This is a genomic window from Mesorhizobium sp. M1396 (assembly GCF_040317725.1).
Taxonomy (GTDB): Bacteria; Pseudomonadota; Alphaproteobacteria; order Rhizobiales; family Rhizobiaceae; genus Mesorhizobium.
In genome coordinates this window covers 23,239-45,885 of record NZ_JAMYLA010000055.1, presented here as the reverse complement: position 1 = coordinate 45,885, position 22,647 = coordinate 23,239, and the positions used below count along the sequence as shown (strand labels likewise).

The following is a 22,647-nucleotide window of genomic DNA, read 5'->3' as shown; positions in this document are numbered from 1 at the left end:
CTCAGGCGCTTCCACGCCATCGCAGACGGCTTCGCCCTTGCCAAACCAAACTGACCCCGAAGCAAATGTGTGCGCACGCTAGCCCCTTGTGGGAGAAGGTGTCGCCGAAGGCGACGGACGAGGGGTGTTCCAGGGAACGCCAACGTCTCACTCCGCTGGAACACCCCTCATCCGTCTCGGCGCTGCGCGCCGATCCACCTTCTCCCACAAGGGGAGAAGGGAAGGCGATTCCTAGTTCACCCCATCCTTCCGCGCGCCGCCACCGGCAGCGTTTCCAGCACCTCGTCGCCGTCGATCAGATTGACCTCGTTGAACAAATTGGTGACGACGCAGCAATGGTCGGGCACGACGCGCACCCGTTCGCCGATGCGCAGCCTGGCCTGGTCCGAAAGCGTGACGGTGCCATGCTCCTCGCTCAAGCCCGTCACCCGCGCTCCGGAAATGCCCAGCAGTTCGCCGAAATCGGCGAGCCCCAGCGTATCGCTGGACAGCGCCTTGCTGCCGGCATCGAGGATGGCGCGCGTTGCCGTGGGATGGCTGACCACCGTCGACAGCACCGTCAGCGCGCAATCGTCGAGGCTGCCAACGCCTTTGGCGACCTGGTAGCGGTCGAGATAGATGTAGGTGCCGGGGCGATACTCCGTGACGACCGATGCGTCGCTGGAGCGCCAGATGTCCGGCGTGCCGCCGCTGGAGATGCGTTCGCAGGCCAGACCCGACGCGGCAAGCGTCTGCTTGGCGTCGGCAAGCCAGGCTTCGGCCTCCGCGGCGCGGCCGGCGGCGGGGTAGGTCATCAGCCCACCGAAGGCGAGGCCGCCGGCTCTGTCGATCCGTCTTGCCAGCGCAACCGCTTCATCCGCCGTTTGCACGCCGCAGCGGCCCATGCCGGTGTCGCATTCGACCAGCACCTGCAAACGATGACCGGCATCGGTGAAGGTCGCCGCCAGCCCTTCCAGCGTCTCCATACTGTCCGCTGTCACCGACAGGGTGACGCGGCCATGCAGCGCCAGAAGCCGCTCCAGTTTGGCGCGCCCGAGAATGTTGTAGGGCAGGAAAATATCGGTCAGCCCGGCATCGGCCATTACCTCGGCTTCGCCGATCTTCTGGCAAGTGATGCCGACGGCGCCGGCCGCGACCTGCTTCTTCGCCCAGTAGGGCAATTTGTGCGTTTTGATATGCGGCCTGAGCTTCAGCCTGTTCTTGTCGGCATGGGCCTGCGCGCGGGCAATATTGGCTTCGGCGCGCGCGGCGTCGATCAGGATCGATGGCGTGTCGAGATCATGGATGGTCGGCATCATCTGTCATCCTGTGAAAATCCGCAGGGTTATGGCCTCGAACGAGCGTGATGTCACGCGGCCAGCGGAACCGATCTGTGGTCCATGTGCTCGAGGCGGAAGGTCTGGCAGGATCGACACCGCATCGGCGTTCGGCTATGCGATTTGCCAATGCATGTCGCCCAAAAGCGTGCAGCGGTTTTGGGATCACGACATGCGCGCTAACAACCCTAAAGCGCGTCGCGTCCCAGACGCGACACGCTTTGGCCAAATCGACACGAAGGATCATGATCATGAAACGCTCCGCCATCAACGATATCATCCGCGAAGCCGACGCTTTCATCCGCTCGTTCGGCTACATCATGCCGCCCTTCGCCTATTGGTCGCCCGAGGAGGCGAAGGCGCGTCAGGTCGACTCGTCGGCCGTGTTTACCTCGCGGCTCGGCTGGGACATCACCGATTACGGCCAGGAAAAGTTCAAGGAGCTCGGCCTGTTCCTGTTCACCGTTCGCAACGGTCGCTACGAGGACATGAAGAAGGGCATGGGCATGCTCTATGCCGAGAAGATCATGATCTCGCGCAAGGACCAGCTGTCGCCGATGCACCGCCACAACATCAAGGCCGAGGACATCATCAACCGTGGTGGCGGCAAGCTGGTGCTGGAACTGTTCATGCACGATCGCGACGGCGGCATCGATCCCAAGGCCGAGGTCTCGGTGCCTGTCGACGGAACCATCCACAGGCTGCCGGCCGGCGGGCTCCTGAAGCTCGACCCCGGCCAGAGCGTCACGCTTTTGCCCGGCGTCTGGCATGCCTTCTGGGCCGAGGGCAAGGATGTGCTGATCGGCGAGGTGTCGACCGTCAATGACGATCTCACCGACAACGTCTTTCGCGAGCCGATCGGCCGCTTTTCCAATATCGAGGAGGATGTCGCCCCCGTGCACCTGCTGGTGTCCGACTATGAGAAGTGGCTGGGCTGAGAGGCAACGCCGGCGCCGCCCGGCGCCTCAATGACAGCGGCTTGCTATCGGCTGTACGCTCGTCCCGCACAGGCAGGATGAACTGATCGGCACGTCCGCCCTGGCCAACGCAAGGCCCGCCTGCAGCGCCGGCAGCCCTTCACTCTCGCCGCGTCGTTTCAGGAATTCCACCAGCCTGTGCAGCGCCCAGACATTGTTCGGATGGCTGGGGGCAGCGCCGCACCTTAGGGGACAACGTCATATCGCTCACGCTCGCGCGCTCATCCGGACCAGCGGCTTAAGAGCGGCGGCCCGGCGTCGAGGGGTGTGTAGAGGACTGGCGCCGAGCCTGACCGGCTTACGGGGGACAGTGCCGGCTGTCCGAATGATAAGCTATTTTATGCATTTCTGCTAATTTAATATAAAATCATGTTCCGTTCCCTACGCTAGGCCGACCGAGCCAAGAAGCGAAACCCGCGTGAAGCATTCCGCTGCGTTCGGCGTCAATTATCGGGCGACCGAAATGTCCGGTGACAGCCGCTACGGATTTTCCGAATCTGTTCAAAAGAATCCTGATCAGTGTCCACCCCTAGGGGCGCACTCCAATCGAAAGCGTCATGTGGCCGGAAGATATGAAGTCGCAGGAAGTGCTGGTGTGGCTATGACCAGCCGTGACAGCCTTGGTGTCTTCAACCGCATAGCGACCGATGCCGAGACGCAGGCGAGATCAACGGTGGAAGAGGTCGAAGTGCTGGCTCGCATCATCATGGAGAAAATGCAGAGCCTTCACGGTGACAGCTATCGGATCGACGTCAACCAGCGCTGCGGTTACGTCCTCGTAACGAAGCACAACCGCTGACATACGCGACCATCGCATTTGGTCCGCTGCCGTTGGTGGCGGGGCTTTCTTTATCTTGTGGCAGAAAAGTCACGCAGCTTGAATATGCAGAGATGCAACCGGCGCGAGCTTATTATCCAGCTAAGCGAGGCGTACCGTCGTCAAGGGGCAAAGGGGACGCCCCTTGACCGCGACGCGGTTTCATTTCCTCCCGAACTAGCGCCCGCTGCCTCACGGTGGCGGGCTTTTTAGCGTGAACATGGCAGGAACAAATCAGCGATTCCGTGTTGCAGTCATGTTGCACCGACAACAAGGTACAGGACGGGACATGCCCGGAATGCAAGGGTTTGCGCGTGACACAAGGGGAAAACCCATGCAACACGGTTGTGCCGGGACCGATCTTCCTAAGCTCTTGATATCATTAGACGAACGGTTGGCTGGGGAACCTGGATTCGAACCAGGACTAACGGAGTCAGAGTCCGTGGGTCTACCGTTAACCTATTCCCCAGCAGGCGCGGTCATGAACCGTGCGGGCCGAGCGGCTGAGCCGCTTGAGCGCTGCCTTGTAGCTGCCAGCGGAAAATAGTCAAGCCTGCTGAGCGCTTCAAACGGCAGGTTTCGTCAGCCAGTTCAGATGCCGCGTTTCGAACGTCGCGCAGGCTCCGAGTTCAATCTCGTGCTCAGCTTTCTGTCCGGCTGAACTGCGAGCGCTCGAAGAACAGCACGATGCCCAGGCCGAGGAACAACGGAATGATCAGGTAGAACAGCCGGAACGCCAGCAGCGCCGCCAGCACGCCGACGGGTTCCATATCGGAGAGGCCGGCGAGGAAGACGACTTCGAACACGCCGAGGCCGCCCGGCGCGTGCGAGATCTGCGCAATCGAGAAGGATACGAGGAAGACGCCCAGCACGACGAAATAGCCGGGATTGTGGGCTTCGGGCAGGGCAAAGAAGATGATCGCGGCGGCCGCAAGGAGTTCAATCGGGCCAATCAGCAGCTGTCGCGCGACGATCGGCAGCGCCGGATAGTGCAGTTGGAAGCCAGCGATCTTCAGCGGGCGCAGGTGCAGCCAACTCCCGAAGATGTAGGCGGCCACGAGCAGCAGCATCGCGATCCCCGCTGCCTCCGTCAGGCCATGATGGGCAATGCCGGAAAACCGGTCGAGTATCTCGGGCTCGAAGACCAATACGAGGCCGGAGGCGAGAATCGTCGACAGCACGAAGGTGATCCAGCAGACCGCCACCAGCACGCCGACATCTTGCCCGGTCAGGCCCCTGGTGCCGTAGGCGCGGTAGCGGATGACGGCGCCGGAGAACACCGATCCGCCAATGTTGTGCGACAGCGCATAGGTGGTGAAGGAGCAGAGCGTGACGAACAGCCATGACACGCGCTTGCCGATATGCAGGAGCGCGATGTGGTCGTAGCCGGCGAGCGAGGCATAGGCGATGACCGAACACAGTGCGGCGAGTATCCAGCCGCGGGCCGGAATGGCTGATATGCCGTCCCAGACATCGTCGAGCGAAATGCCACGCAGTTCGTGCCAGAGCAGCGCCAGCGAGAAGATCACCGCCGCGATGCCGATGACCGGCCAGAAATAGCGTCTCCAGTTCATTGCCTGCTTGCCATGCGTTGCGGATCCGCTTCCTCTTCTGCTGGTGATAGGGGGAGGCCGGCTGCGCCGGATTCTTCCGCCCATTTCAGAAATGCCTCATTGAAGCCGGCTATTCAACCGCGAACGTTTTTCGCGGCGACAAACGGCCAGCTTTGTTCGTGCAAGCGGCTGAACGAGACGCCAGCGGTGTTGCACCTGCCAATCCGGGCTTGCGGATACATTACGCGACAGGGCCGGAACGGCGGTTTGCGGACCCAGCCGGCAAAATTCGGCACGCGGCTCTTGGTGATCGGGCGCGGCACTGTTAGTCTGGCGGCAACTTAAAACACTGAAGCGCCTGCTGCGTCCGTCATCGGTTCGCGCGGCGCCGGAAGGAACGACAGTGGAAGACCACGACACCGGCGCCGGCGCGCCGGAGGTGGGCGTGTCCAGCACTTCCCTGGGGTCACCTGGCCCGAGGACCGCCAGCTGGCAGCAACGCCGCCCGACGGAGCCCCGCTCCGCCGACGGGCAGGCGGGCGACGCGCCCCAGAAAGGCAAGCCCAAGAAGCGGCGCAAGCGAAGGCGCGGGCGCAAGGTTTTTGCGCGCGACGAAGCGCGTCCCACGGAGAATCGATCGCCGGCGCCAAGCAAAACCAGTGCCCCGGCGGCGGAGGCGCACAGACCCGTGGAATCGGTGGCCTCGCCCGCGGCTGTGCCGGCGCGCTTCGAACAGGGCGCCCGCCGGGCGCCAATGCACGAACTTCCCGTGTTTGCGGCCCTCGACCTCGGCACCAACAATTGCCGGCTGCTGGTTGCCGTGCCGACTCGGCATGGCCAGTTCCGCGTCATCGACGCCTTTTCGCGCATCGTCCGGCTGGGCGAGGGGCTCACCGCCAATGGCAGGCTCGGCCAGCCGGCGATGGACCGCGCGGTCGAGGCGCTGAAGATCTGCGGCGACAAATTGCGCAACCGCAAGATTCGAAAGGCCCGGCTGATCGCCACCGAAGCTTGCCGCACGGCCGACAATGGCGTCGAGTTCCTCGACCGCGTCGAACGCGAAGCCGGCTTGAAGCTCGAGATCATCGATCGCCAGACCGAAGCGCGGCTGGCGGTTTCCGGCTGCGGCTCGCTGGTCGAGCGCGACACGCAAGGCGTCGTGCTGTTCGATATTGGCGGCGGCTCCTCCGAGATTGCGCTGATCGATCTCGCCGGCCGCCGCTCGCCGAGGCTCGCCAACCATATCGTGTCGTGGACGTCGCTGCCGGTCGGCGTCGTCTCGCTGGCCGAGCGTTTCGGTGGCCGCACGGTGACGCGCGAGATTTTTGCCGCCATGGTCGACGACGTCGCCGGCCGGCTGGCCAGCTTCGACGGCCGCGACCGGCTGAGCCATCTCAAGGCCAGCCCGAATTTCCATCTGCTCGGCACTTCCGGAACGGTGACGACGCTGGCCGGCGTTCACCTTGACCTCGAACGCTACGATCGCCGCCGTGTCGACGGGCTGTGGATGGACCGCGACAGCGTCGACCGCATGGTCGAACGACTGGTCGGCTGGGATTTCCAGCAGCGCTGCGCCAGCCCTTGTATCGGCGCCGATCGTGCCGATCTAGTGCTGGCCGGCTGTGCTATCCTCGAAGCGATCCGCGCGGTATGGCCGTCGGAGCGGCTGCGCGTCGCCGATCGTGGCCTGCGCGAAGGCATATTGAGCGAACTGATGGCCGATGACGGCGTCTGGCGCAACGATGGGCGCGGCAGAGCATGATCCGGAAGCGTTGCTTTGGTGAACAGTCGACCCCCACTCCGTCGAGCTTTGCTCGACACCTTGGCGCTGCGAAGCAGCGACGGAGTGGGGGAAGCCATTCACGAAACGCGTAGCCGCCGAAAAACGGCCACACCTCAGCGAGCGACAAAACTCAGACAAGAAATCAGGCAATGATCAAGAAACCGGAAAAACCAGGATCCGCCAGCATTCGCGTGCTGAAGACGCGGATCAAGAAGAAGAGCGGCCTGAAGGAATCGTCGCGCCGCTGGCTGCAGCGCCACATCAACGATCCCTATGTCCAGCGCTCCAAGGCTGACGGCTATCGCTCGCGCGCGGCCTACAAGCTGATCGAGATCGACGACAAGCACCATCTGTTGAAGCCCGGCATGAAGGTGATCGATCTCGGTGCCGCTCCCGGCGGTTGGTGCCAGGTCGCGGCGGCGCGGACGAAATCGACGGCCGACAAGCCGCATGTCATCGGCATCGATTATCTCGAGATGGACGCCGTGCCCGGCGCGCCGGTGCTGTTGATGGATTTCCTCGATCCGCTGGCGCCGCAAAAGCTCGCCGAGGCGCTGGGCGGCGACCCCGATATCGTGCTGTCCGACATGGCGGCACCCACCACCGGCCACAAGCGGACCGACCATATCCGAACCATGCATCTGTGCGAGGTGGCGGCCGATTTCGCGCTGTCGGTTCTGAAGCCGGGCGGGCATTTCCTCGCCAAGACCTTCCAGGGCGGCGCCGAAAACGAGTTGCTCTCCATGCTCAAGAAGAACTTCCGCTCGGTGCATCATGTGAAGCCGCCGGCGTCGCGCGATGAATCGGTAGAGCTTTATCTGTTGGCCAAGGACTTCAAGGGGCGAGAGCCGCCGTCAGGCGGATCGGAACGTCCAGAGGGCGAGCCCGAAACTTAAGCCGCATCAATTGCCGGGCGGGCTCACCGTTTCCAGCGTCTTGGGCGTCGTCAGCCGGCCATGGCCGGAGACGGCGTTGCCGGCGTCGGGCGCCAACCGCATGAACGACAGGGACGCGGCGGCGGAGATCGCCGCGACGACGAAAAACGCGGTGTGAAAATCCGCCAGCGTCAGCGACCGGTCGCGCAGGCTGGTGGACACCTCCAGGATGCCGCCGGCCACCGCCACGCCAAGCGCGATCGAAAGCTGCTGGAAGACGGCGGCAATCGGCGTCGCCTTGCTGGTGTCTTCAGCCGAAACATCGGCATAGGCGAGCGCATTGACGCCGGTGAAGAACATCGAGCGGATGAAGCCGCCGACCAGCAGCATGGCCAGCATCAGCAGATAGGGTGTGTCGGGTGTGAACAGGCCGTTGATGGCGATCGAGGCCGCGGCGACCAGTGAACCGATGACCAGCACGCGGCGGAAGCCGGCGACGCGGAAGATCAGCGCGGTGACGAATTTCATGCCGATGGCGCCGATCGCCGACACGAAGGTGATCATGCCGGACTGGAACGGCGTCAGCCCAAAGCCGATCTGGAACATCAGCGGCAGCAGGAACGGCACGGCACCAATGCCGATGCGAAACAGTCCGCCGCCAAGCACCGAGGAGCGGAACACCTGGTTGCGGAAAAGTTGGAGCGCCAGCAGCGGGTTTTTGGCGTGGCGCGCATGCAGCAGATAGAGCGCGCCCGACACGAGGCCAACCGTCACGGTGATGACACCGACGATTGGCGGCAGATAGGGCAAGCTGACTACCGACAGGCCGAACACCACGCCGGATGCCGCCAGCCCGCTCAGCACGAAGCCGATGAAATCAAGTGGCGGGGTCTGTGCGGGTTCGGTCTCCGGCAGGAAACGCGACGCCAGCCAGATGCCGACCACGCCGATCGGCACATTGATCAGAAAAATCCAGTGCCAGGTGAAGTAGGTGGTGATGAAGCCGCCGACGGGCGGCCCGACCAGCGGCCCGACCAGTGCCGGAACGGTCAGCCAGGACATTGCCGCGACGAGTTCGCTCTTCGGTGTCGCGCGCACCAGCACCAGCCGCCCGACCGGTGTCATCATGGCGCCGCCGATGCCTTGCAGGAAGCGCGACACCACGAAAGCCGGCAGCGAACCGGAGAGCGCGCAGGCGATCGAGCCGACGATGAAGACCGCGATCGCGGCACGAAAGACATTCTTGGCGCCGAAACGGTCGGCCATCCAGCCGCTGATCGGAATGAAGATCGCCAGCGACACCAGATAGGCGGTCAGCGCCAGCTTGAGCGCGATCGGGCTGGTGTGGATGTCGATTGCGATCGCCGGCAGCGATGTGGCGATGACGGTCGAATCCATGTTTTCCATGAAAAGGGCGACCGCCAGTATGAGCGGGATGGTGCGGTTCAAGGAACGCGTCCAGAGGTGAATGTTGCGTCGCCGCTTGCTTGTCGGCTTGAGGCGGACGGTTATCAGGCCTTCGCCGGGATGTCGCATTAATTTGCTGTCACTTTTATGCGACCGGCAACCCCAGGTGGCATCCCCTGGGCGAAAAATCACCTTTCCGGGAGCGTGAAATCATCGGCTTTTCATTGGCGCCGGGACGTGGTACCAGCCAGCGCCAATCCTGAAAGGGAAGAAACGAGTCGGCGCTGTCCATTCCGGTCCAGCGCTTTTTTGTATTCCGAGGGCTGGCCATGGCAAAAATCATCGAAACGTCCACCGGCGCATTGGCGCTGACCTTTGACGACGTGCTGCTGCAGCCCGGTCATTCCGAGGTCATGCCCGGCGAGACCGATGTCCGCACCCGCATCGCCGGCGACATCGACCTCAACGTGCCGATCCTCTCGGCGGCGATGGACACCGTCACCGAGGCGCGGCTTGCCATCGCCATGGCCCAGGCCGGCGGCATTGGCGTCATCCATCGCAATTTCTCGCCGGCCGAACAGGCAGAGCAGGTGCGCCAGGTCAAGAAGTTCGAATCCGGCATGGTGGTCAATCCCGTCACCATCGGCCCCGACGCGACGCTCGCCGACGCGCTGGGCCTGATGCGCAGCTATTCGATCTCGGGCATTCCGGTGGTCGAGAACGGCGGTGCCGGTGGACACAAGGTCGGGCGGCTGGTCGGCATCCTGACCAATCGCGACGTGCGCTTCGCGTCCGATCCGGCGCAGAAGGTCCATGAACTGATGACCCGTGACAACCTGATCACGGTCAAGGAGAACGTCGACCAGGACGAGGCCAAGCGGCTTCTCCATCAGCACAGGATCGAAAAGCTGGTCGTCGTCGACAGGCAGGGCAATTGCGTCGGGCTGATCACGGTCAAGGACATCGAGAAGTCGCAACTCAACCCGCACGCCACCAAGGACGTGCAGGGCCGCTTGCGCGCCGCCGCCGCCACCAGCGTCGGCGATGACGGTTTCGAGCGCGCCGAGCGCCTCATCGATGCCGGCGTCGACCTTCTGGTGATCGACACCGCGCATGGCCACTCGCAGCGCGTGCTGGACGCGGTGACGCGCGCCAAGAAGCTTTCCAACTCGGTTCGTATCCTGGCCGGCAACGTCGCTACCGCCGAAGGCACGCAGGCGCTGATCGATGCCGGAGCCGACGCCGTCAAGGTCGGCATCGGTCCGGGTTCCATCTGCACCACCCGCATCGTTGCCGGCGTCGGCGTGCCGCAGCTTTCGGCGATCATGTCGGCGGTCGAAACGGCGTACAAATCCGGCGTTTCGGTGATCGCCGACGGCGGCATCAAGTACTCCGGTGATCTCGCCAAGGCGCTCGCCGCCGGTGCAAGCGCCGCCATGATCGGCTCGCTGCTGGCCGGAACCGACGAAAGCCCGGGCGAGGTCTATCTGCACCAGGGCCGCTCCTTCAAGGCGTATCGCGGCATGGGCTCGGTCGGCGCCATGGCCCGCGGTTCCGCCGATCGCTATTTCCAGGCCGAGGTGCGAGACACGCTGAAGCTGGTCCCCGAAGGCATCGAAGGGCAGGTTCCCTACAAAGGACCTGTGTCTGGCGTGCTGCACCAGCTTGCGGGCGGCTTGAAAGCCGCTATGGGTTATGTTGGTGGCCGCGACCTTGCCGATTTCCGTGAACGCGCCACTTTTGTGCGCATATCCAATGCCGGACTTCGTGAAAGCCACGCCCATGACGTCACGATCACCCGCGAAAGCCCGAACTATCCCGGCGGAGCCTGACCAGTACGGGATCGGGCGGAACCTCACCGCGACGATCCTGCGGCTGTCGCGACACGCGGCCGCGCTCTGTTTCCTGTCGGCGGCGGTATTCATCGCCATGACTGCGATGGAATTCTTCTACTTCCGCCAGTTGAGTGGCGGCTTGTCGTCACTCGACATGCGCGTTTTGGGCTTCACGCCCGACGAAGGCATGGCCTGGCTGACGGCGCTCGGCCGGCGCGGCGGCGAGATCATTCTCGTCTGGCACTATCTGACCTTCGATCTCCTGTTCCCGGCGCTGCTGTCGGTGACGCTGGTCAGCCTGATCCTGGCCACGGGCCGGCGATTGAAGAACTTCCGCGTGCTGCCAGGGCAGTTGCAGTCGATCTTCGCGGTGGTCCTGGTGCTGCCCTACACGCTTGCCGACTACGCCCAGAACATCGCGGTGGCGCGGCTTCTGTCGGATTTCCTGTCGGCCAACCCGGACTCGCTGTCTTTCGCCTCGGCGCTGATCGTCACCAAATTCGCGCTTTTCGCCATTCCGGTGTTCGTCATTGCCGCCTTCTGGCTGAGAGGCCAGAGACACCAGGCTTGATGTCGCGCGGAAAGTCCAACCGGGCAGGGGGCAATTCGTGAACCAGACCACGATCTTCTGGCCTGTTCTGGCGCATGTGCTGCTGATCTACATCGTCTACGCCGTCCTGGGTCGGCGGCGATACGGTGCGGTCAAATCAGGTGAGGCCAGAGCCGGCCAGTACAAGGCGCGCTCGACCGAGCCGACCTCCAGCACTACCGTTGCCGCCAATCTCATCAACCAGTTCGAGCTGCCGGTGCTGTTTTATGTGCTGTGCCTGACGCTGCACCTGACCAACGGCGTCAACTACCTGACCCTGGCGCTCATGTGGATTTTTGTTGCGTCGCGCTATTTCCATGCCTGGATTCACCTGACCAGCAACAATCTGCAGCTGCGCAGCCGTTCCTTCTTCTTCGGCGCGGTGATTCTTTTGCTGGGATGGATCTGGTTCGCGCTGCACCTGCTCGGAGTTGTTTGAGCCGGGGCAGTTCTCCCTTCTCCCACAAGGGGCCCACAAGGGGAGAAGGGAAGTCCGCTCGCCTAAAGATCAAACAGTGCAATCTTGCGATTGTCGAACTTGATGCCGATCTCGCCGCGCACCAGCTTGAGCGCTGCCTCGCCGAACACCGCGCGCCGCCAGCCCTGCAGGGCCGGTACGTCGGCGTCCTCGCCTTCGGCCGCGATGCGATCGATGTCGTCGCTGGAGGCCAGCACTTTCGAGGCGACACCTTCCTTTTCGGCGACGATCCGCAGCAGCACCTTCAGCAGTTCCGCAGCAGCGTTCGAGCCCTCCGGCGGCTGAAAATTCTTCGGCAGTTTCGGCATCTGCTCCTTCGGCAAGGCAAGGGCGGTATTGACCGCGCCAAGCAGCGCGGTGGCCGTCGAGGAGCGTTCCCAACCCTTCGGCGTGGTGCGCAGCTTGCCAAGGCCTGCCGTGTCGCGCGGCGCCTGCTGCGCCACCTCGTAGATCGCATCGTCCTTGAGCACGCGGCCGCGCGGTACGTCGCGTTCGCGCGCCTCGCGCTCGCGCCACGCGGCCACGGCCTGCACGATCGCCAGTTCCTGCGGTTTGCGCAGCCGCATCTTCAGCCGCTTCCAGGCGTCCTCGGGATGCGGATCATAGGTCTCGCGCGAGGTCAGGACATCCATTTCCTCGTTGAGCCAATGGGCGCGGTTTTCCCGCTCCAGCTCGGCGCTGAGGTGCTGATAGACCTCGATCAGATGGGTGACGTCGGCCAGCGCGTAGTCGAGCTGCTTGTCGGAAAGCGGCCTGTGGCGCCAGTCTGTGAAGCGCGACGACTTGTCGAGCCGCGCACCGGTGATCCGCTGCACCAGCTGGTCGTAGGAAACACTGTCGCCGAAGCCGCAGACCATCGCCGCGACTTGCGTGTCGAACACCGGGTGCGGAACCAGGTCGCCGAGATGGACGATGATTTCGATGTCCTGCCGCGCGGCGTGGAAGACCTTGACCACCGCCTCGTTGGCCATCAGCTTGAAGAAGGGCTTCAGGTCGATATCGGGCGACAGCGGGTCGATCAGCGCCGTCACGCCGGGCGCGGCCATCTGGATCAGGCACAGGATCGGCCAGAAGGTCGTTTCCCGGATGAATTCGGTGTCGACGGTGACGAACGCCGACTTTTCGAAAGCGGCGAGAACGGTCTCGAGTTCTTTCTGGGTGGTGATGACGTGCATCAAATCGCTTTTGGCAGGAGTAAGGTCTTCCTAGATTTCAGCCGGCGGGGCTTTCGTCAAGCTTTGGCGCCATCTTCACGAGCCAGCCGGCTCGTCGGAATCGGTGTTTCTTCTGGCTAGCCGTGAGAAAACCGTCGAGGTGCGCAACAGCGCGGTGAAACGGCGGCGCCTGCCTGCCGGCACGCCGGACCGGGCCTGCATCCGGTAGAGGATGACGGCGATGAAGATCGCATAGACCACCGCGCTGAATACAAACAGGGCGCCCGGTCCGAAATACTGCATCGCCGTCGAGGCGGCGAACGGGCCGCCAATGGCGCCGAAGGAATAGAACAGCATCAAGGCCGCGTTGATCAATACGAACTCGCCGGTATCGGCGCGGTCGTTGGAGTGCGCCGCCGACAGCGAATAGAGCGGCATGGCGAAACAGCCGAAGATGAAGACGAGGACGAAGTTGAGCGCCGGATTGCTGCCGGCGATGAACACCAGCGCCAATGCCGAAAGCATCGCGCAGCAGGTCGTCATCAACAGCACCCTGCGCCGGTCCCAGCGGTCGGAGAGGTAACCCAGCGGATACTGGATGATGGCGCCGCCGAAAATGCCGACGCTGACGAAGGTGACGACATCGGCGACCGACATGCCGATCTGCTCGGCATAGACCGGCGACAACGTGCGAAAGGCGCTGTTGGTGACGCCGACGGCGATGCAGCCGAAGCAGCCCAACGGCGAAATCCGCCAGACGCGCGCCAGGTCGAGCTTGACGTCCTCGGGCGGCGTCGGATTGGAGCGGTCGCCGAGCGAGACCGGCACAACTGAGAACGTGATCATCATCGACATGATGGCGAAGATGGCGAAACCGCCGGCGCCGAAGATCGGGATCAGGAACTGGGCGCCGGTCACCGAACCAATATCGACCATCCGGTAGATCGCCAGCACGCGCGCGCGGTCATGATTGCCGACGCCGGAATTCAGCCAGCTTTCGACGATCGTGAACAGCCCGGCGAAACAGAAACCGCCGGCAAAGCGCACCGCGCACCACATCACCGGATTGAGAACCAGCACCAGCAAAAGGGTGCCGACAGAGGCGATCGCAGCCAGCGCCGAAAATGCCCTGATATGGCCAACGGCCTTCATGATGCGGGTGATGGCCAGGCAACCGAGCAGGAAGCCGGCGAAATAGAACGTGCCCATCAGCCCGATGCCGGAGGCGGAAAAACCTTCCTGCGCGCCGCGCAGCGCGATCAGCGTGCTCTGCAGCCCATTGCCGCCAAGCAGAATGCCGGCGGCTAGAAGGAGCGGGATCATCGGGCGGATGGAGGACATGAAGAGGCAATCACGTGTCGGTGATCCCTTCTTGAACCATCGCCTTGCCCAATGCCAGCGGCAATTCCCGGCAAGACCTCTGCCGCCAGCCCGCTTGCCTTGACAAATCCGGCCTCTCATGCGCTTTTCGCGCAAATTTTCCGGCCGGGCTGTAATGCTTCGGCCCGCAACCCAGCACCCCGGACCTTACCAATGACAATGCACCGTTACCGCAGCCATACCTGTGCCCAGTTGAGGAAGAGCGACGTCGGCTCGACCGTTCGCCTGTCGGGCTGGGTGCATCGCGTGCGCGATCATGGCGGCCTGCTCTTCATCGACCTGCGCGACAATTATGGCCTGACCCAGATCGTCGCCGATCCGGATTCGCCGGCCTTCAAGGTTGCCGAGACGGTGCGTGGCGAGTGGGTCGTCCGCGTCGACGGCGAGGTCAAGGCGCGCCTGGCCGAGACGGCGAACGCCAACCTGCCGACCGGTGAGATCGAGATTTTCGCCCGCGAGATCGAAGTGCTGTCGGCGGCCAAGGAATTGCCGCTGCCGGTGTTCGGCGAGCCTGACTATCCCGAGGATATCCGGCTGAAATACCGCTTCCTCGACCTGCGTCGCGAGACGCTGCACAAGAACATCATCGCGCGGACGAAAATCATCGCCGAGATGCGCAAGCGCATGGGCGAGGTCGGCTTCACCGAATTCTCGACGCCGATCCTGACCGCCTCGTCGCCGGAAGGCGCGCGCGACTTCCTGGTGCCGTCGCGCATTCATCCCGGCACTTTCTACGCGCTGCCGCAGGCGCCGCAGCAGTACAAGCAGCTGATCATGGTGTCGGGCTTCGATCGCTATTTCCAGATCGCCCCATGTTTCCGCGACGAGGACCCGCGCGCCGACCGTTTGCCGGGCGAATTCTACCAGCTCGACCTTGAAATGAGCTTCGTCGAGCAGGACGACGTGCTGTCGACCATGGAACCGGTCATGCGTGGGGTGTTCGAGACCTTCGCCAACGGCAAGCCGGTGACGCAGAAGTTCCAGCGCATCCCCTATGATGTCGCCATGCGCAAATACGGTTCCGACAAGCCGGACCTGCGTAACCCGATCGAGATGCAAGCCGTCTCCGACCATTTTCGCGATTCCGGCTTCAAGGTGTTCGCCAACATCCTGGCCAACGATCCGAAGGCCGAGATTTGGGCGATTCCCGCCAAGACCGGCGGTTCGCGCGCCTTCTGCGATCGCATGAACTCCTGGGCGCAGGGCGAGGGCCAGCCGGGGCTGGGCTACATTTTCTGGCGCAAGGAGTCGGCGGTTCACGTGGCCAACCCTGGCGATCCTGCGTTCGGTCCAGGTCCTTTCACCAAGGAAGAAGCTGAGAGTATGATCGCTACAACCGGCCATATTGTAGGCGCCGGCCCGCTCGCCAAGAACATCGGCGAGGAGCGCACCGAGGCGATCCGCCTTCAGCTAGGCCTTGCCGATGGCGACGCCGCTTTCTTCGTCGCCGGCGATCCGAAGAAGTTCGTATCTTTCGCGGGTGCCGCGCGCACCCGTGCCGGCGAGGAGTTGAACCTTGTCGACCGCGAGCGTTTCGAACTGTGCTGGATCGTCGACTTCCCGTTCTTCGAGTGGAACGAGGAAGAGAAGAAGATCGACTTCGCCCACAACCCGTTCTCGATGCCGCAAGGCGGCATCGACGCGCTGAATGGCGAGGATCTGCTTGGCATCAAGGCGTTCCAGTACGACATGGTCTGCAACGGCTTCGAAATCGCGAGCGGCGGCATCCGCAACCATCTGCCCGAAACCATGGTCAAGGCGTTCGAGACGGTCGGGCTCGACCGCGCCACGGTCGAGGAGCGCTTTGGCGGCCTCTACCGCGCCTTCCAGTATGGCGCGCCGCCGCATGGCGGCATGGCTGCCGGCGTCGACCGCGTCGTCATGCTGCTGGTCGGGGCGAAGAACCTGCGCGAGATCACCATGTTCCCGATGAACCAGCAGGCCTACGACCTGTTGATGAGTGCGCCGTCGGAAGCGAGCCCGCAGCAGCTTCGCGATCTGGCGCTGCGCGTTGCTGTGCCCAAGAAGGACGCCTGATCGCGCTCGGGCGATGCTTTAAAGAACCGCCCGAACCGGTTCTTTCGATTCGCTAATCCCAATAAAAAGCCCGGCATCGCTGCCGGGCTTTTCGCATATTGAGATCGCTTCGATCAGTCTTCGTTGGCCTTGACGGTGACGCCGAGCGTCTTCGGCAGGTCGAGCGGGTTGGACATGGCGCCCGCCATGATAAGCGCGAACGGCACCGATGCCGGCGGCTCGGCCGAGATCTCGAGGCTCTTCGGATCGTCGAGATACTTGCTGACCGCGGCCGTCACCTGTGCCGTCAGCTCCGGGTTGTTGAGCTGCGCCATGCCGAACGGCACGATCGCCTTGGCCTGGTTGGCGATGTCCTTGCCGGACATGCCTTGCTGCTTGCCGACATAGTCCAGCACCTTGTTGGTCAGCGAATCGTCGTCGAAGCGGATCGAGGCGCTGTTGAACGAAAGCTGCTGCAACAGGCCGAGCATCGCCATGCCCTGCGCCGAATTGTCGGCGCCTTCCGGCTGTGCCGCCATCTTCTTCTGCATTTCCTGCAGCGACTTGATGAAGTCCATAGTGTAGCCGCCGAGATCGAAGGTCATGCCGAACGTGCCGGCATTCTCGACCGAGATGTCGTATTTCGACAGTTCCATCTTGCCGTCCGAGGGCTGCCAGGTACCGGCCATTTCGAGATTGCCCGCGATGTTCTGATAGCCGAGCGCGTTGATGACTTCCTTGGACTTGGGATCGTCGACCAGCGTCAGGTCGGCGTTGAACTTTTCCGTGGTGGCGCTGAATTCCATCGCCTTGCCGTCCGCCGGCGGAGTGATCTCGATGGCGAGCCCGTCCATCGAGAAGGCGGTCTTGTCGGCGACCTTGACGGTCATGTTCGAGAGTTCGGCGGACTTGTACATCATCAGCGAGCCCAAGGGGCTGGTCGCGCCGTCGGCCGGAACGGTCATGTCGTGGATGACGAACGGGCTGAGATCGAGGGTGACGCCGTCCTTGCTGTGTTCGAAGGCGGCCGTCGACACGGTGGCGATGTCATAGCCGCCATTGGCCTCGGTGATGCCTTCGAGTTTGACGTCGCCGATGGTGAGGGCTTCCTTTTCCGCCGCCGGCTTGATGGCAACGCCCTGCAGCACCATGCTGGCGTTGTCACCGGTCACCCCGGTCCAGGAAATGTCGACACCCTGGGCGGCAAGGGCTGCCTTCAGCCGGTCGGCGACTGCCGCGTCCTGTGCAAGGGCGGCGTTCAGCGGCAGCGTGAGCAAAAAGGTCGAAAAGGCAAATTTCTGGAGAGTTGAGCGTTTGATTGTCATCGCAAGGTCCCTGAGAGTGTTCTGAAATTCTTTTTCAATTCTTTGCGCCATCACCATTCCGTGACGAACTGGACCGGAAAAAGGCGTATCCCGGCACATTGGTCGAAAATCCCGGCGAAAGGCAAACCCGATCCCACCGTCTTTGCGCAAACCGGTGAATTTGTCATGAAGAGCCGGCTGCCGGATATCATCGCGCTTGGCCTTAGAACCCGCATGTAACAGGCTGATGTTGGTCGACATCCCTTGGCGTACGGTTTCATGTTGCAGAAGGTCCGGCATAGCCGTCTGCCTCTTGCCGCGAATCACCCGCTCGGCTAGTCCCAGCCCATGGGAAAAAGGCTTTTGCCGCCTGAAAATGGCGGTGGCGATCATATCGAGCCGGTCGATCTGAAGAAGGCGCTGGAAGAGCGCTATCTTGCCTATGCGCTGTCGACCATCATGCACCGGGCGCTGCCCGACGTGCGCGACGGACTGAAGCCGGTCCATCGCCGCATCATGCACGCCATGCGCCTGCTGCGCCTCAATCCGGACCAGGGCTTTGCCAAATGCGCCCGCATCGTCGGCGAGGTGATGGGCAAGTTCCACCCGCATGGCGACCAGTCGATCTATGACGCGCTGGTGCGGCTGGCGCAGGATTTTTCGATGCGCTATCCCCTGGTCGACGGGCAAGGCAATTTCGGCAACATCGACGGCGATAACGCCGCCGCCATGCGCTACACCGAAGCGCGCATGACCGATGTGGCGACCGAACTGTTGTCCGGCATCACCGAGGACGCCGTCGACTTTCGGCCGACCTATAATGAAGAAGACGAGGAGCCGGTGGTTTTGCCCGGCGCATTCCCGAACCTGCTGGCCAATGGCTCGTCCGGCATCGCGGTCGGGATGGCGACCTCGATCCCGCCCCACAACGCGGCCGAGCTCTGCGACGCGGCCCTTCACCTGATCGAGCATCGCGACGCGCCGGTGGCGAAGCTGATGGATTTCGTCCAGGGCCCGGATTTCCCGACCGGTGGCATCATCGTCGACAGCCGCGCCTCGATCCTCGAAGCCTATGAAACCGGTCGCGGCGGCTTTCGCGTCCGCTCGAAATGGATCCAGGAGGACCAGGGCAGGGGCACCTGGAGCATCGTCGTCACCGAAATTCCCTATGGCGTGCAGAAGGCACGGCTGATCGAGAAGATCGCCGAGCTGCTGATGGCACGCAAGCTGCCGCTGCTCGAGGATATCAGGGACGAGAGCGCGGAAGACATCCGTGTCGTGCTGGTGCCGAAGAGCCGCTCGGTCGATCCCGGCATCCTGATGGAATCGCTGTTCAAGCTGACCGAACTCGAAAGCCGCTTCCCGCTCAACATGAACGTCCTGTCGCGCGGCAAGGTGCCCAACGTGCTGTCGCTGAAGGGCGTGCTGCAGGAGTGGCTCGAGCACCGCCGCGAGGTTTTGGTCCGCCGCTCGAAACATCGGCTTGGCGAGATCGAAAGACGGCTGGAGATCCTTGCCGGCTACCTGATCGCCTACCTCAACATCGACGAGGTGATCAGGATCATCCGCGAGGAGGATGAGCCAAAGCAGGTCATGATGGCCCGTTGGTCGCTCACCGACACGCAGGCCGAAGCCATCCTCAACATGCGGCTGCGCGCTCTGCGCAAGCTGGAAGAATTCGAGATCCGCAAGGAATTCGACGGCCTGAGCGCCGAGAAGAAGCAGATCGAGGCGCTGCTTGCTTCGAACGAGAAGCAGTGGGCGACGATCAAGTGGGAAGTCACCAACATCCGCGACAAGTTCGGTCCGGAGACCGAACTCGGCAAACGCCGCACCCAGTTCGCCGACGCGCCCGAGCACGATCTGACCGACATTGCCCATGCCATGATCGAGCGCGAACCGGTCACCGTGGTCGTCTCGGAAAAGGGCTGGCTGCGGGCGATGAAGGGGCATCTGGCCGATCTCTCGACGCTGACCTTCAAGGAGGGCGACAGCCTCAAGCTCGCCTTCCATGCCCAGACCACCGACAAGGTGCTGGTCTTCACCACCGGCGGCAAGTTCTACACCATCGGCGCCGACCGGCTGCCAGGTGGGCGCGGCCATGGCGAGCCGATCCGCATCATCGTCGACATGGACAATGATCAGGACATCGTCACCGCCTTCGTTCACGATCCGAAGCGCAAGCTGCTGTTGGCCTCGCATGACGCCAACGGCTTCATCGTGCCCGAGGAGGAAGTCGTCGCCAACACCCGCAAGGGCAAGCAGGTGATGAACGTCAAGTCGCCAGACGAGGCCAAGCGCTGCATTCCAGTTACGGGCGATCACCTCGCCATCGTCGGCGAGAATCGCAAGATGCTGGTGTTCGCGCTCTCCGAAATTCCGGAGATGGGCCGCGGCAAGGGCGTACGCCTGCAGAAATACAAGGACGGCGGCCTTCTCGACCTTAAGCCGTTCACGCTGGAGAGCGGTCTCACCTGGCAGGATTCAGCCGACCGCACCTTCACCCGGTCGCGTGAGGAACTGGCCGAATGGATCGGCGCCCGCGCCTCGGCCGGCCGCATGGTGCCGAAGGGGTTTCCGAGGACTGGGAAGTTTGGATGACGCTGCTGATCTCCCCCCTCGAGGGGGGTGAGAGTCCGGTTTGCCGAAGGCAAATTGAAAGGTCCAGTGGACCTTTCAAAGGGCTCGAACGCCCGAGGCCATAGCCGAGGGCCGGCTGGATCGCCAACTGACAGAGCCCTGCCGGGTCCCCGCTGCTTTGCAGCGTCCCGGCGTTCGCGGGCCTTTCATCGTGCCACCGGCACGATGAATTCGCCTTCGGCGAACCGGCTGCTCACCCCCTCAAGGGGGGAGATCCCAACCATTTGGACTATCGTCACGATTGCTGCACTATGTCAGTGCATAAGCGGGAAGGGTGTTTGGGAGAGGCAGGCGTTTGAAGGAAGCAAAAATCCAGAAACCGGAACGGCAGCAGCGCCTGTTCGGCCTGTCGACGCCGCTGCGGGCCGCCGTCATTCCGCCGCTGTCAGCGGCGCGCTGGCTGCTGGTGCTGATCGTCGCCGCCGGTGTCTATTTCTTCCACGGCTTCCTGTTTCCGGTGCTGGCGGCGCTCGTCATCGCTTTCGCCAGCTGGCCGCTCTACCGCCGTCTGCTTGTCGCGGTCGGCGGCAACCGCACCATCGCCGCGACCTTTGCCATCCTCTTCATCCTCGCCTTCCTGGTGATTCCGATCGCCTTCGCCGGCACCTATGCGATCAACGAGGTCCGCGAGTGGGTCGCCTGGGCGATCGAGACCAACCGGCATGGCGCGGTGACGCCGCACTGGATCGCCACCATGCCTGTCGTGGGCGAGTGGCTGAACGAGCAATGGACGACCAATTTTGGCCATCCCGGCGGCATTGGTGAGCTGATCCAGCTGGTCAGCGGCGCCAACATCGGCAGCATCTACCGCGGCGTGCTGGCGGCTGGCGGCAGTGCCTTCGGCCTGCTCCTGACGCTGCTGTTCATGATGATCGCGCTGTTCTTCGCCTATCGCGACGGCGAGCACTTTGCCGGCCAGGTCGACCGCCTCGGCGAACGCATCTTGCCGACCAGATGGGAGCGGATCTCGCGCGTCGTGCCGGCGACGATATCGTCGACCGTGACCGGCATGACCGTCATCGCCATCGGCGAGGGGCTGGTGCTGGGTATTGCCTATTGGCTGGCAGGCGTGCCGTCGCCGGTAACGCTCGGCGCCCTGACCGGCGTCATGGCGCTGATCCCCGGCGGTGCGCCACTGTCCTTCACGCTGGTCTCGATCTATCTCGCCGCCAGCGGATCGCCGATGGCCGGGCTGGCGCTGTTTCTATGGGGCGCGGTCGAACTGTTCATCGTCGACAAGACACTGCGTCCGAAGCTGGTCGGCGGGCCGATAAAACTGCCCTTCCTGCCGACGTTCTTCGGCCTGATCGGCGGCGTCAAGACCATGGGGTTCCTCGGCCTGTTCATCGGCCCCGTGCTGATGGCCCTGTTGGTCGCAATCTGGCGCGAATGGCTGCGCGAGGTGGAACTGGCCGACGAAATCGCGCTTGGTTCGCCGGCCGAAATCGAAGCTGGCCCGCAAATCGAGGCCCTGCCGGAACCCGACCTGGCCAAGAAGAAGGCCAGCGGCTGATCCCGAAAGGTTGCGCTACACCGGATGATGCACCGCAAGGTCACTACGACGCCTGCGGCCCTCGTTCAGTTGCCAGAACGAATGCGCGATCAACGTGACGATCAGGATCCCGCCGCCGATCAGGCTGTTGCGGGTCGGTGTTTCGTCGAAGATCATCCACACCCAGACCGGCGCCAGCACCGTTTCGAGCAGGTAGAACATCGCCACTTCAGGTCCCGAAATGTATTTAGGCCCGTTGGCGAGGCAGAAGAACGAGATCGGCATGATGACGGCGCCGTTGAGGATGATCCACCATGGCGCCTCCACCTGAAAGCCGGTCTTGGAGACCATGAACGCCGCCAGCCCGAAAGGCAGGATGACGCCGATCAGCGCGGTAAAGCCCATGTCCTTGCCGCTGGCACGCGAGATGGTGATGGCGCAAGCGATCAGGAAGGCCGAACACAATGCCATCAGGTCGCCGAACAGATATCCGGTGCCGACGGAATCGCCGACGATGATGGCGACGCCGACTATCATCGTTGCCAATGCCGCAAGGGTCAGTGGCCGCGGCCGTTCTTTCAGGAACACCCACGACAGCAGCGCGGCGAACATGGTGGTGAAGGCCAGGATGAAAACCAGGTTGGCGGTCGAGGTGTTGTAGACGCCGGTGATGAAGGCGATCGCGCCGAGCCCGTAGATCGCGGAAACGATCAGGCCCGACCAGCCCGGAATGAGCTGTGGCGCATTTTTGCTGAACGAGCGCCAGATGGTCCACACGATCAGTGCGGCGGCCAAGGTGCAGGCGGTGCGCAGCAGCAAGATCGTCCACGCCTCGCCGTGGGCGAGCCGGATCAGCGGGATGTCCACGGTCAGCGTCAGCCCGCCAAGCGCGGTGAGCAGAAGTCCTTTGGTGTGAGCATCATGAGACGACATGCGGCGGCTTTCGCAATGAATTCGTGAGCGGATGGCGGATCGGCGCAATTGCACACTCTCCGCCAAGCAGCGGAAAGACCCAGCATCATCTCGGTTGA

17 protein-coding genes and 1 tRNA gene are annotated in these 22,647 nt (G+C 63.1%); 10 read left to right on the top strand and 8 right to left on the bottom strand.

All coding sequences use genetic code 11. The annotated features are described in order from the left end of the window. Positions 1-236: 236 nt before the first annotated feature. The gene (locus NKH02_RS28010) at positions 237-1,295 is read right to left on the bottom strand and encodes a D-TA family PLP-dependent enzyme (RefSeq protein ID WP_352882937.1); all 1,059 of its coding nucleotides are present in this window, start codon (positions 1,293-1,295) and stop codon (positions 237-239) included. Between the two features lie 272 nt (positions 1,296-1,567). Here NKH02_RS28010 and NKH02_RS28005 point away from each other — a divergent pair, with 272 nt between their 5' ends. After that, a complete protein-coding gene (locus tag NKH02_RS28005) occupies positions 1,568-2,254 on the top strand; it encodes a D-lyxose/D-mannose family sugar isomerase (RefSeq protein WP_352869546.1) in 687 nt (228 codons plus the stop codon). Between the two features lie 634 nt (positions 2,255-2,888). After that, entirely contained in the window at positions 2,889-3,092 is a 204-nt protein-coding gene (locus tag NKH02_RS28000; RefSeq protein ID WP_352882935.1) for a hypothetical protein, read from the top strand. Positions 3,093-3,505: 413 nt separating this feature from the next. Here the strand turns inward: NKH02_RS28000 and NKH02_RS27995 are convergent. Both NKH02_RS27995 and NKH02_RS27990 read right to left on the bottom strand, forming a co-directional pair. Beyond that, a tRNA-Gln gene (locus NKH02_RS27995) sits at positions 3,506-3,579 on the bottom strand. 172 nt (positions 3,580-3,751) lie between these two features. After that, positions 3,752-4,684, bottom strand: coding sequence for a lysylphosphatidylglycerol synthase domain-containing protein (locus NKH02_RS27990; protein WP_352882934.1), 933 nt, complete (start codon positions 4,682-4,684; stop codon positions 3,752-3,754). Positions 4,685-4,985: 301 nt separating this feature from the next. Between NKH02_RS27990 and NKH02_RS27985 the strand changes: the two genes are divergently transcribed. Together NKH02_RS27985 and NKH02_RS27980 are read left to right on the top strand one after the other, a co-directional pair. Then, positions 4,986-6,425 (top strand): Ppx/GppA phosphatase family protein, encoded by a 1,440-nt coding sequence (locus NKH02_RS27985; protein ID WP_502913866.1) that lies wholly within the window; start codon positions 4,986-4,988, stop codon positions 6,423-6,425. Positions 6,426-6,595: 170 nt separating this feature from the next. Beyond that, positions 6,596-7,342: an RlmE family RNA methyltransferase gene (locus NKH02_RS27980; protein ID WP_352874033.1), complete on the top strand. Its 747-nt coding sequence runs from the start codon at positions 6,596-6,598 to the stop codon at positions 7,340-7,342. A gap of 6 nt (positions 7,343-7,348) precedes the next feature. Here NKH02_RS27980 and NKH02_RS27975 read toward each other — a convergent pair whose 3' ends face one another. Then, positions 7,349-8,770: an MFS transporter gene (locus NKH02_RS27975; RefSeq protein WP_352882931.1), complete on the bottom strand. Its 1,422-nt coding sequence runs from the start codon at positions 8,768-8,770 to the stop codon at positions 7,349-7,351. A gap of 287 nt (positions 8,771-9,057) precedes the next feature. Between NKH02_RS27975 and guaB the strand changes: the two genes are divergently transcribed. Genes guaB through NKH02_RS27960 form a run of 3 tightly spaced genes read left to right on the top strand, consistent with a single transcriptional unit; the run spans position 9,058 to position 11,591 of the window. Next, positions 9,058-10,560, top strand: a complete 1,503-nt coding sequence (gene guaB / locus NKH02_RS27970; protein WP_352874037.1) for an IMP dehydrogenase — start codon at positions 9,058-9,060, stop codon at positions 10,558-10,560. Continuing rightward, positions 10,511-11,134, top strand: coding sequence for a hypothetical protein (locus NKH02_RS27965; protein WP_352882930.1), 624 nt, complete (start codon positions 10,511-10,513; stop codon positions 11,132-11,134). The genes guaB and NKH02_RS27965 overlap by 50 nt, the downstream gene beginning before the upstream one ends. A gap of 37 nt (positions 11,135-11,171) precedes the next feature. Continuing rightward, a complete protein-coding gene (locus tag NKH02_RS27960; protein ID WP_352882929.1) occupies positions 11,172-11,591 on the top strand; it encodes an MAPEG family protein in 420 nt (139 codons plus the stop codon). Between the two features lie 62 nt (positions 11,592-11,653). Here NKH02_RS27960 and rnd read toward each other — a convergent pair whose 3' ends face one another. Both rnd and NKH02_RS27950 read right to left on the bottom strand, forming a co-directional pair. Next, positions 11,654-12,805, bottom strand: a complete 1,152-nt coding sequence (gene rnd / locus NKH02_RS27955; RefSeq protein WP_352872829.1) for a ribonuclease D — start codon at positions 12,803-12,805, stop codon at positions 11,654-11,656. 75 nt (positions 12,806-12,880) lie between these two features. Beyond that, on the bottom strand, positions 12,881-14,125 hold the full coding sequence (locus NKH02_RS27950; RefSeq protein WP_352872830.1) for an MFS transporter: 1,245 nt from the start codon (positions 14,123-14,125) through the stop codon (positions 12,881-12,883). 198 nt (positions 14,126-14,323) lie between these two features. Here NKH02_RS27950 and aspS point away from each other — a divergent pair, with 198 nt between their 5' ends. Beyond that, the gene (gene aspS, locus NKH02_RS27945; protein ID WP_352882936.1) at positions 14,324-16,201 is read left to right on the top strand and encodes an aspartate--tRNA ligase; all 1,878 of its coding nucleotides are present in this window, start codon (positions 14,324-14,326) and stop codon (positions 16,199-16,201) included. Positions 16,202-16,314: 113 nt separating this feature from the next. On the opposite strand, the gene NKH02_RS27940 is transcribed toward aspS, so the two are convergent. Beyond that, on the bottom strand, positions 16,315-17,505 hold the full coding sequence (locus NKH02_RS27940) for an aq_1923 C-terminal domain (protein ID WP_352882928.1): 1,191 nt from the start codon (positions 17,503-17,505) through the stop codon (positions 16,315-16,317). A 327-nt stretch (positions 17,506-17,832) separates the two neighbouring features. Here NKH02_RS27940 and parC point away from each other — a divergent pair, with 327 nt between their 5' ends. Both parC and NKH02_RS27930 read left to right on the top strand, forming a co-directional pair. Then, the gene (gene parC, locus NKH02_RS27935; RefSeq protein WP_352872832.1) at positions 17,833-20,085 is read left to right on the top strand and encodes a DNA topoisomerase IV subunit A; all 2,253 of its coding nucleotides are present in this window, start codon (positions 17,833-17,835) and stop codon (positions 20,083-20,085) included. Positions 20,086-20,419: 334 nt separating this feature from the next. Then, entirely contained in the window at positions 20,420-21,637 is a 1,218-nt protein-coding gene (locus NKH02_RS27930; RefSeq protein ID WP_352872833.1) for an AI-2E family transporter, read from the top strand. Between the two features lie 15 nt (positions 21,638-21,652). On the opposite strand, the gene NKH02_RS27925 is transcribed toward NKH02_RS27930, so the two are convergent. Next, positions 21,653-22,549, bottom strand: a complete 897-nt coding sequence (locus NKH02_RS27925) for a DMT family transporter (RefSeq protein WP_352872834.1) — start codon at positions 22,547-22,549, stop codon at positions 21,653-21,655. Between the last annotated feature and the right edge of the window lie 98 nt (positions 22,550-22,647).

What these genes read in the sequence shown, in the direction of transcription:
- NKH02_RS28010 (WP_352882937.1), bottom strand. Translation starts at nt 1,295, where the DNA reads ATGCCGACCATCCATGATCTCGACACGCCATCGATCCTGATCGACGCC.
- NKH02_RS28005 (WP_352869546.1), top strand. Translation starts at nt 1,568, where the DNA reads ATGAAACGCTCCGCCATCAACGATATCATCCGCGAAGCCGACGCTTTC.
- NKH02_RS27990 (WP_352882934.1), bottom strand. Translation starts at nt 4,684, where the DNA reads ATGAACTGGAGACGCTATTTCTGGCCGGTCATCGGCATCGCGGCGGTG.
- NKH02_RS27980 (WP_352874033.1), top strand. Translation starts at nt 6,596, where the DNA reads ATGATCAAGAAACCGGAAAAACCAGGATCCGCCAGCATTCGCGTGCTG.
- guaB (WP_352874037.1), top strand. Translation starts at nt 9,058, where the DNA reads ATGGCAAAAATCATCGAAACGTCCACCGGCGCATTGGCGCTGACCTTT.
- NKH02_RS27965 (WP_352882930.1), top strand. Translation starts at nt 10,511, where the DNA reads ATGACGTCACGATCACCCGCGAAAGCCCGAACTATCCCGGCGGAGCCT.
- rnd (WP_352872829.1), bottom strand. Translation starts at nt 12,805, where the DNA reads ATGCACGTCATCACCACCCAGAAAGAACTCGAGACCGTTCTCGCCGCT.
- NKH02_RS27950 (WP_352872830.1), bottom strand. Translation starts at nt 14,125, where the DNA reads ATGTCCTCCATCCGCCCGATGATCCCGCTCCTTCTAGCCGCCGGCATT.
- aspS (WP_352882936.1), top strand. Translation starts at nt 14,324, where the DNA reads ATGCACCGTTACCGCAGCCATACCTGTGCCCAGTTGAGGAAGAGCGAC.
- NKH02_RS27940 (WP_352882928.1), bottom strand. Translation starts at nt 17,505, where the DNA reads ATGACAATCAAACGCTCAACTCTCCAGAAATTTGCCTTTTCGACCTTT.
- parC (WP_352872832.1), top strand. Translation starts at nt 17,833, where the DNA reads ATGGGAAAAAGGCTTTTGCCGCCTGAAAATGGCGGTGGCGATCATATC.
- NKH02_RS27925 (WP_352872834.1), bottom strand. Translation starts at nt 22,549, where the DNA reads ATGTCGTCTCATGATGCTCACACCAAAGGACTTCTGCTCACCGCGCTT.